At 46.2% G+C, this 1,006-nt stretch carries 1 protein-coding gene; it reads left to right on the forward strand.

What is annotated here, in order from left to right:
* Positions 1–652, forward strand: a 652-nt coding sequence (locus AC1DWB_RS36040) for an FtsW/RodA/SpoVE family cell cycle protein (RefSeq protein ID WP_477545850.1), incomplete at its 5' end; no start/stop codon positions are given.
* Between the last annotated feature and the right edge of the window lie 354 nt (positions 653–1,006).

A 1,006-nucleotide genomic window follows, 5' to 3' on the forward strand; every position in this document is an offset into this window, starting at 1 on the left:
GTTCATGTATTGGATCGGGAACATCAAGTATTTGCATGTATTAATCGGTGGTGCGCTTATAATCGGGCTGATCGCTCTGTTCTTCTACTCGTTCCAGACGTATTATAGTCCGCTTGTGGACTATCTGAAGGCTAACGATATGGACAAATGGGTGCATCGCTTGGATCGGATCAACACGTTCATGGACCCGGAGAACGCGTCCGCAGATGCTAAATATCAAGTAGAGAATTCTATTCGAGCCATTGGGTCAGGTGCCCTGAAGGGGGAAGGCTTCAAGCAAGGCGATTCGGTGCAGAAGGGTTTCATCCCGTACCCATACTCAGACTCCATATTCGTCGTTGTCGGGGAGGAGTTCGGCTTTATAGGCGCCTCGCTCTTGCTGCTACTCTACTTCGTCATTATTTACCGGATGATCTATATAGCCATTCAGAGCACGGACCGGGTCGGGTCCTTCATCATTGTCGGGATCGTCTCGATGTATGTGTTCCAGGTGTTCGAGAATATCGGTATGCTGATCGGCATCATGCCAATGACGGGTATCACACTACCGTTTATTAGTTATGGCGGGTCCTCGTTGTTAATTAATATGTTGTCGATCGGTCTGGTCATGAGCATTCATGTGCATCAGGAGAAACCGAATATATACGGTTGAGTATGGAATAACCCGTCGAGCGACGGGTTATTTTTTGGGGTTAGGTATCGACCCAAAAGCTTGGGCATTTGTATTAATTTCGGACAGGAAAATGAGTCGTCTGGATGACCAATAACGATTTAGCGCAGGATAAAATTTCATGAACAAGTGCATTATAAATGCGGAGGTGATGAGACTTGGAAAGGAAAAATCCACCCGCATCCAAAACAAACAAATTTGTTAACGATGAGATGGTTTCGATCAAGGCCAAAAAAGCGGCAGACTATACGCCGAGCATGAACAACATTCCCAAACAAAACAATCCCCAGTAGTCGGTAGTCGACACGGTATATTGGCAGCCATGCAGTATCAAAG

This window comes from Paenibacillus sp. P4_E11, from assembly GCF_056401635.1.